Below are 7,773 nucleotides of genomic sequence, written 5' to 3'. Positions count from 1 at the left end.
GGAACTATGAATCCGTGGTCAAATCCCTCATAGTTGAGTGGTCAAATTCCTCATACTTAGTGGTCATTATTCTCATACTTAGTCATAGATTTCTCATAGTTGCTCACCAATCTCTCATAGTTGCGTGGTCATTTTTCTCGGAGAAAGTCTACCTAAGTCGCTTAAATTAATTGCTAAAAACAGACCCCTAAATATGTCTTTCAATGAAATCCAAATCAAAGAAAAGAATTGATAAAAGCCTTCGGCGGGTGAATCTTTTTTTGATGCTTGAAGAGTTGGGGAGAAAGGCGTCGGAAGAAATCCAGGAAGACTGTGTTAGACCGGTGCTATCACCTTGCTTCACATTCGGCTGACGCCCGTGAGTTTCAGAATGGAAGGAATGCCCATTTTAGAAAAGGTCCGATCACACACAAAATCTATGCAAAGAGGCTGTTAAGCCTCTTTTTTTTTGGCTGATAATACGTTTTATGGTATAATGGAGTGGGGCCGTATTTAGACATCCGCAACAGGTCAAAACCCATTTAAAAACAAGGAGTATCCAAATGGCAGATTGTATGTGGGCGCAAATGGAACTTTCTGGACAGATAAAAACCCTGGAGGCGTTTGATGCTCTGGTAGATGGTCTTGAAAACGAAAGTCCCTTCGACGAAAACCATTCCCTTGCTCTTCTCGCCGCCGCAGCCAACGGCAAGGCATACGTATTTGACGATCCTGAAGCTCGGTATGGAGCGTTCGAATACACGGAAGCGGCTTGCCAGAAGCATGGCATCGCCTTTCGGCGTCACAGCAACGGCAAATACGAGTACAGGCCGGAAACCAATGCGTTCTTCCCTGAAGAGGGAGAGGGAGGGGTGCTCTATTCCAGTGGTGCAATTCAAGACTCCGGCGAAGCAGTTGTTTCCCGGTCAGAGCTTGAAGCCGCCCAGCGTGACGGCCTTCCCCTCGAAAAAATCATCGAACAGTCCCTCAAGTGCGAAGGGTCCGGTCTGCCTGATGCTCTGGTTATTGACCCGGAGGTTGCGGCCCTGGTCGAGGCTCGCGTCAAGGTGGCCGTTGATGCCGTTGTGGGGGTGAAGGTGTCTGAAAATATCCCCCTTGATCTGGATATGGACCTTCTCGCCGCGCAGAAGTTGCTTCTGCTCCGACTGGCCGACGAGAGTTCTTCCAAGGATGATTCTGAACTGTTGGATGGAGTGATCGGGATGATCGATTCGCTCCAAGATCATCTTGTGGACAATCTGGGCTACGAAGAAAAGCAAATCTTCAAAAAAAAGGGGGAGTAGTATGGGTTCACCGACTGCTAGCGCAACCATTATCTCTCTTCGGCGCAAAACCCCTTCCTTCAGATGGGGGATGTAGCGCCGGACATTTCTACGTCGCACAGAAAAATTGTGGTATAATATTCCAATGGAACAGCAACGAGGACACGTTTTTCGGCTCAAGCCCAGCACCGAACAGGCGGAGTTGCTACCGGCGTATAGCCGGTAGCAACCGCTTTGTCTGGAATCAGGCGCTGGCTTTGCAAAAGAGAGCCGCCGAAGAATGTCAGAAGCCGATCTTCTACGTTGAGATGTCCTCGTTCCTCACCCATTGGAAGCGCGATCCCTTTCCATGGCTCTACGAAGCCCCGGCCGACACGCTTCAGCAGACGCTGCGCGATCTGGACGCCGCCTGCTCGACAAGCAGGCCCAAAGGCTTCTTCTGAAATACCTCCGGGAGCGGATCGCTCCCAACAATCCGCGAGACTATGGCGAGCCGCTTCGCAAGAATCTAGCAGGCCTCTGGAAGTACCGGGTAGGGGACTATCGCATTGTGGCCGACATTCAGGACGATATAGTCTTGATCCTGATTCTCCGTGTCGGCCACCGCAGAAAGGTCTACGGTGGCCATTAAGCCATGTGAAGGTATAGATGTTGGTCACATAGGTCGGCCCAGGACATCTAAACGTCTTCCCCACGCTTCCTACGGTAAGTTCTGGACAACGTATCCAGTTCATTGAATTCCGCGCGCATATCGTTTTTGAACTTATCGGAGGTTTTTGTGAGTTCCTGAAGTTTGCTTTCGTATATCTGCCTCAGCTCCATAAGCGATGTGCGTCTGGCCATGATTCTGTCCCTGATCTTTTGGACCTTTCGGCCAATCTCTCTCATTTCTGGAGATCGCCTTCTGAAACCGACATTGATCTTCTTCCCGTAGACAGTGATAAAGTAGTCCCACGGCAATTTTTCTGATCTGGAATCAGGTTCCCAAAGCAGCTTGTAGAGCTGTTTGTTTGTCTTGGTTACTTTGGCCGTGTTTATCTTATCGACCGGAATGTAGCGGTAAAAGACCCAGACTAGGTTGTGAGGGCAGTTCCTGCATGTTTTGGCTTTTTCGCCGGAACACTTTTGAAGGTTGAGCCACCATCCCCTTTTTCCAAAAACCAAAGGGAATACTTTCGTAAAATACGAATGCAGTTTTATGAGCTGGCGTCCGCAAAACGCAATCTCTTTGTCGACTGCTTCAATTTGAAGCTTGATTTTATAATACCGCTCTGAATCTCTCACAAATTATCCTCAGAGAATTCAATTAATGTGATTTTTTATTATCCAGTCCCTTTACCCATGCTATAATTACACCTGTTAAACACAAAAAAGCGAGGTTTAATATGGCATTTGGACAGCAGGACCATAACTATGGAAACGAGTGCAGTCAAAACCAAAATAATTACGAAGGCAATTCCATCAAACTTTGTTGGAAAGACCTGGCCTTCGCTCACCTGCTCAAATTGAGTGTGGTGTTCCAGGAACGGCCTAAGGACTACAAATCGCCGGTCTTCGGATTTTTCTCCGTCTGGCCCAAGGGTAATAACACATACATCAAGGACCAGCACATCACCTTCATGCTGGAAATCCCCAAGCTCAAGCAACTTGCGGAGGCTTTGAATTTTGCTGCCATCGGGCGAATCCCGCAGAGCAAAATGTACAAGAATTGGGCAGACAGCTCCAAGGCCGCGACCAAGGCAAACGACACAGAAGAGCGCAAAGGGAAATACTTTGCCATCTACAGCGTGATCGAGGAGAACAGCGTGAGTGTGAGCCTGACCTTTTCGCGAGGGAATCTCATGAACGCGCAGGGGAAAGACGACAAAACCTACAAGGATATCCCGATTCTCCTGAACGTGGCAGAGGCTAAGGCAGTGGCGTGGTATTGCGACTACTTCGCAGAGCAGGCTCGCCAACTCGAATTCGAATTCCAGTCTGCCGGGCCGATGCACATCATCAGGAAGAAGATGGCCTCCATGCATCAGCGGCGTCGTGAAGCCAATCAGAACAACCAACAAGCCCATGGCAGCACTCAGCAGGGGCAGCAGGGGCAGCAGGGCGTCCAGGGGCGCACCCAGCAGCCGACCCAGAGCATAATCCCCGATCAGACTCTTATCATGCAGGCATATCCTTTCCTGCCCAAACTGGACGGTGTATTCTTCACTGTCGAGAATGAAACGAACGGCACGTACCTCAAGGCTGACGGCAATATCCAGAACAACCTGAAAGCGTTGATTGAAGCTGGGTTTCAATTCCGTGACGGCGATCCGTACTGGTGGCGCAAGGCGGCTGCTTAAACATGTCTGAAGCTCCTCTCGAAAAGTGTGATGTCGTTGTCCGGAAGGTGGTCTTTCACAATCCGGACAACGCCTTCACGATTGCTCGCGTTTTCCCGGAAGGGAGCACTGATCCTTCTCGGGATTGGTTCACGGTCAAAGGAAATATGGGGCGTCTGCACGAGGACGAGCGCGTGGTTCTGACCGGAGCCTGGGGAGAACTACATCCGAAGTTCGGGCGCGCTTTTGAGGTCACAGCCATAGAACTCCCCGATTTCAAGCAGGGCGGGGTCGATGTCTTTCTGCAAGCCGGGTTCCTCAAGGGAATCGGCCCTGCCTTAGGAAAACGAATTTACGAGGCCTTCGGCCCTGACATTATAGACATACTCGACAACGATCCGCGGCGACTTTTGGAAGTGAGCGGAATTGGGGAAAAGAAGATCGAGGACATTAAGAGGAGCTGGACCGAAACCCGTAGCCGGCGTGAAGCCCTATCTTTCTTCTCCAAATGGAATGTGCGACCGAGGACCATCAGCAAGATTCTGGAACGGTGGCCAAATGTCAGGGATGCTATCCAGACGGTCAAAGACAATCCGTATATCTTGGCCTGGGAGATCAGAGGGGTCGGCTTTGCGTTGGCCGATAAGATCGCGTATTCGATGGGAATTCCCGAAGATTCCAAAAAGAGAATCGAAGCTGCTATTGGGTATACTCTGGACATGGCCGCCCTTAATCAAGGGCATTGCTACCTCCCGCGCGAGGAGCTCATCGAGCGCACGGCCGATTTCCTCAAGCCGCTATTGAAAAACGCTCATTCCCAGATCACTTTCGACAGCATCAACGAGTCCATAGAATTATTAGCCATCCAACAAAAACTCGTAATCGAAGGGATCAGGGTCTTTCTCAAGCCGATTCATGCCACGGAAAAAAAGCTGGCCGTGGATTTGCGGAGACTCCGGGACTTTCACATATCCATCGACAGTTCGAAAGCGGATGTGGCCATAACTGACTTCGAGAAGAAAAATGGTTTCTCGCTTCATGAAAATCAGAGGGAGGCGGTCAAGACCGCTGTCTTGCAGAAGGTTGCCGTCATCACAGGTGGCCCGGGCACCGGCAAGACGACCATCATCAAGTGTATCCTCTTCGTATGCGAAAGGCTGGAGGTTGGGACCGTGAGGCTGGTGGCGCCCACCGGAAAGGCCGCCCAGCGGATGCGTGAAAGCTGTGGGAAGGAAGCCTCGACCATTCATCGGCTTCTGGGAGCTGGCCAGGGCGGGGTTTTGCACAACGAAAAGAATCTGATCAAAGCGGCCATGCTGATTTGTGATGAATCCTCCATGGTTGATGTTTACCTTGGGAAGTCTTTGTTTTGCGCATTGCCGGATGCCACCCGCGTGGTCTTGGTGGGGGATATTGATCAGCTTCCTCCGGTTCGTGCAGGGAACGTACTCAAAGACATTATCACGAGCCGGAAAATCCCGGTCGTGTATTTGACCAAAGTGTATCGGCAGAGTGACAATTCATTCATCCCTGACAACGCGCAAGCGGTTCTGGCAGGTAAGGCCCGGGCCTTGAAGCTCAAGGAAGTTGGAGATGATTCAGCCAACGACGATTCGTTCTACATGCCGGTCCCGATGAGCGTTGAGGAACAAGGAGTCAAACGAGAACTCGAAACCGAAGAACGAGCCGAAATTGCCCGCCGTTTACTGATAAACGCGGTCATGCGGTTGTTGGTGAAGGGATATGAGCCCAAGGATATTATGGTCCTATCTCCTGCAAAGAAGGGGAGGGTGGGTGTTGAGTCGATCAATCAACTCATGCAAGGCCTTCTGAACTCAACGGGTTGTCCTGTAGGCAATACTCCCTTTCGAGTTGGGGATAGGGTCATGCAGACGAAGAACAATTATGAGAAGGATGTCTTCAACGGAGACCAGGGGTACATTCAAAGTTTTGATTCAGAAGGACAAACGGTCCGCATCGAGTTCGAGGGAAGGCGTGTGGACTATGAGCTGGAAGCACTATCAGAAATAACCTGGGCGTACTGTATAACCGTCCATAAGGCTCAGGGCATGGAATCTTCTGCGGTCATACAGTTTGTTTCGATAAGCCAGAGCATGATGCTCAACCGGAATATTTTGTATACCGGGATCACTAGAGCCAAGAAGTTCTGCCTTTTAATAGGAGAACGGAAGGCGCTTGGTCTGGCCGTCTGGAAAAACGACTCGTCGAACAGGAACACAACCCTGGCCGAGAAAATTTGACCGGCAGTCATAGGCGTATTACTGGAAAGAAATGGAAGGATTAAAAGAAAGAGACGTTGCGCTGATCTTGGATTGCACGCAGCGGCATGTGAGAAGGCTCAAGGCTGAGGGCACTCTTCGCACCTACCCTGTTGGCAATTCTCTTAGGTTCCGAAGGCAGGATGTCATTGACTACATGGAGGGAGAAGTCACCAGGGACAAGTATCTTACGGTCAAGGAGGTTTCGGAGAGAACGGGCATCGCCATTCCCTCCTTGAGATACATGATCAAAAATGGTCGGTTCCGTTTCAAGAGGCTGCCGAAGGGGCAAACTCGTTTTTTGCTCTACTGGCCTGATTGTGAAGAACGGTATCTATTCAAATCGTATGGGAATTCAGCCGAGGTTCTTTCTCCTGAGCTTGAAAAACTGCTCGGGTTAAAGTGATTTTAATATTAGAGAAGCCTTGGAAGAGGTTTTTCCAAAAAAAGGAGAAAAATCCATAAATTTTTATGGGGCGTAAAAAAAGAATTGAGTGTACAAAAAAAGGACATTAGAAAATTAGCATAACGCCCCTATATATAGTGCTTTTCTGAAATATTAAGAAGAAGCGAGTTCCAAGAACACGGACGTGAAATGCCAACCAAAGTCTAAATTTCTTCTATAAAACGAGAATTTTTTCACATAAGCTCATTTTTGCCTAGAGAATCAAGGCAAAAAATTTTCCACCCCTCCTCTTTCCCACCAGTTTTCCAAAGATTTCCCCTTGCCATCTACGGCCTGTGGGCTCTTGAAACACTCATTCAAATGCTGTAGCGAGAGTGAGACATTAGCACCCGGCAGGGTTTTATTTTGGAAAGAAGGCAATATAAGAAGACAAAAAGTGCATAATAAGTGATTAGCATTTAATATTTTTCTTCGTGGCGGTGGACAGTATAAAGCGACGAGGACCGGGGGGGACGAGTGGCGCAGCCTATACAAAATTTTGATCTGGATATGATCAGGTTGGGTGACGTGAAGCCTCACCTGTCCGATGCTGAATACCGAGCGATCCTTCGAGATGTGCGGTCAGGTACTTCTGTGCTCAAGGCATATCGCTCGGGACGGTCCATTTATCTGAGCGGAAACGATCTTGCGCTGTTTCTCACCACAATCCGAAAGCCGGAGACAAGCGTTGAATGGTTTTTCCGGTTGAGTTGGTCGCAAAGCTTGGCAAATATGCTGTTGTATTCCATCAACATGCGCAAACAGCACTGGAAGCAATATTTTAGGGGACCGGAATATCGCTGCCCGACCAAGTTTCACGATGTGAATGTGCTCCGACAGATAAAACCCAGATACCAATATTTTGTAGAGATATTCCCCGATATCCAAAAGTTCCTTTCCAGGCAGCAACAACAGAAATATCAGGAATGCCTTACTTTGGTCCGTCAGAAGGTCGACAGGTTTATCCAAGGTCATAAACCAGCAGGGCAGGAGAGAGTGCCAGGGCTGCTAGAAACATATCGGCCTGCTTACGCGATAGACCACGAACGGATGTACACCTATTTTTTGGACAACTGCATTATGGGCATCGACATCAAAACTGTTTTTGAAGAGATGAAGAAACACGGGTATGATAGGGAAAGGGCCGTCCACAACCATACCAAGGAATTTGCTGATTCGAGATTTGAGAGAGACTACGAGAATTTCTCCGTCGACGAATCTAATTTGGGGTTCGGAAATAACTCAAGCGAAACCTCGGTAGAAGATCCTCATCTCTGGAAAACCGAACTTGAAAAGCTATTTGCTGGCGAAGCTGAGGAAGACATTGAAATTTTTAGGTTGAAAGCAATTTACGGGATGGGGTGGGAAGAAATCTGCGAAGAAATTCAAGAAATCACCGACACATTGAAGACAGGTCCATCGGTGCGCTATCGTTTCAAAAAGCTGCAAGCCAAATTGCAAGACCGGCT

8 protein-coding genes are annotated in these 7,773 nt (G+C 49.0%); 7 read left to right on the top strand and 1 reads right to left on the bottom strand.

Annotation, left to right across the window (positions count from 1 at the left end; translation table 11 throughout):
• Positions 1 to 542 precede the first annotated feature (542 nt).
• The 3 genes from QQS14_RS15750 to QQS14_RS15740 are packed head-to-tail and all read left to right on the top strand — an operon-like array spanning position 543 to position 1,893.
• Complete coding sequence (locus QQS14_RS15750; RefSeq protein ID WP_285907972.1) at positions 543 to 1,283, top strand: hypothetical protein; 741 nt, start codon at positions 543 to 545, stop codon at positions 1,281 to 1,283.
• Positions 1,284 to 1,297: 14 nt separating this feature from the next.
• Positions 1,298 to 1,705: a helix-turn-helix domain-containing protein gene (locus QQS14_RS16580; RefSeq protein WP_345782806.1), complete on the top strand. Its 408-nt coding sequence runs from the start codon at positions 1,298 to 1,300 to the stop codon at positions 1,703 to 1,705.
• Positions 1,612 to 1,893: a type II toxin-antitoxin system RelE family toxin gene (locus QQS14_RS15740; RefSeq protein WP_285907971.1), complete on the top strand. Its 282-nt coding sequence runs from the start codon at positions 1,612 to 1,614 to the stop codon at positions 1,891 to 1,893. The genes QQS14_RS16580 and QQS14_RS15740 overlap by 94 nt, the downstream gene beginning before the upstream one ends.
• Positions 1,894 to 1,940: 47 nt before the next feature.
• Here QQS14_RS15740 and QQS14_RS15735 read toward each other — a convergent pair whose 3' ends face one another.
• Positions 1,941 to 2,546 carry a hypothetical protein gene (locus QQS14_RS15735; RefSeq protein ID WP_285907970.1) on the bottom strand — a complete coding sequence of 202 codons (606 nt, stop codon included), beginning with the start codon at positions 2,544 to 2,546 and terminating at the stop codon, positions 1,941 to 1,943.
• Positions 2,547 to 2,647: 101 nt separating this feature from the next.
• On the opposite strand from QQS14_RS15735, the gene QQS14_RS15730 reads away from it, so the two are divergent.
• From QQS14_RS15730 to QQS14_RS15715, 4 genes are all read left to right on the top strand, one after another.
• A complete protein-coding gene (locus QQS14_RS15730; RefSeq protein ID WP_285907969.1) occupies positions 2,648 to 3,601 on the top strand; it encodes a hypothetical protein in 954 nt (317 codons plus the stop codon).
• 2 nt (positions 3,602 to 3,603) lie between these two features.
• Positions 3,604 to 5,841, top strand: a complete 2,238-nt coding sequence (gene recD2, locus QQS14_RS15725) for an SF1B family DNA helicase RecD2 (RefSeq protein ID WP_285907968.1) — start codon at positions 3,604 to 3,606, stop codon at positions 5,839 to 5,841.
• A gap of 31 nt (positions 5,842 to 5,872) precedes the next feature.
• Positions 5,873 to 6,265, top strand: a complete 393-nt coding sequence (locus tag QQS14_RS15720; RefSeq protein WP_285907967.1) for a helix-turn-helix domain-containing protein — start codon at positions 5,873 to 5,875, stop codon at positions 6,263 to 6,265.
• A 558-nt stretch (positions 6,266 to 6,823) separates the two neighbouring features.
• Positions 6,824 to 7,773, top strand: a 950-nt coding sequence (locus QQS14_RS15715; protein WP_285907966.1) for a hypothetical protein, incomplete at its 3' end; no start/stop codon positions are given.

This window comes from Pseudodesulfovibrio pelocollis (genome assembly GCF_030282845.1).
Lineage (GTDB): Bacteria > Desulfobacterota > Desulfovibrionia > Desulfovibrionales > Desulfovibrionaceae > Pseudodesulfovibrio > Pseudodesulfovibrio pelocollis.
The sequence above is the reverse complement of the archived record's forward strand: the minus strand, read 5'-3'. Positions and strand labels throughout refer to the sequence as shown.

What these genes read in the sequence shown, in the direction of transcription:
- recD2 (WP_285907968.1), top strand. Translation starts at nt 3,604, where the DNA reads ATGTCTGAAGCTCCTCTCGAAAAGTGTGATGTCGTTGTCCGGAAGGTG.
- QQS14_RS15750 (WP_285907972.1), top strand. Translation starts at nt 543, where the DNA reads ATGGCAGATTGTATGTGGGCGCAAATGGAACTTTCTGGACAGATAAAA.
- QQS14_RS15730 (WP_285907969.1), top strand. Translation starts at nt 2,648, where the DNA reads ATGGCATTTGGACAGCAGGACCATAACTATGGAAACGAGTGCAGTCAA.
- QQS14_RS15720 (WP_285907967.1), top strand. Translation starts at nt 5,873, where the DNA reads ATGGAAGGATTAAAAGAAAGAGACGTTGCGCTGATCTTGGATTGCACG.
- QQS14_RS15740 (WP_285907971.1), top strand. Translation starts at nt 1,612, where the DNA reads ATGGCTCTACGAAGCCCCGGCCGACACGCTTCAGCAGACGCTGCGCGA.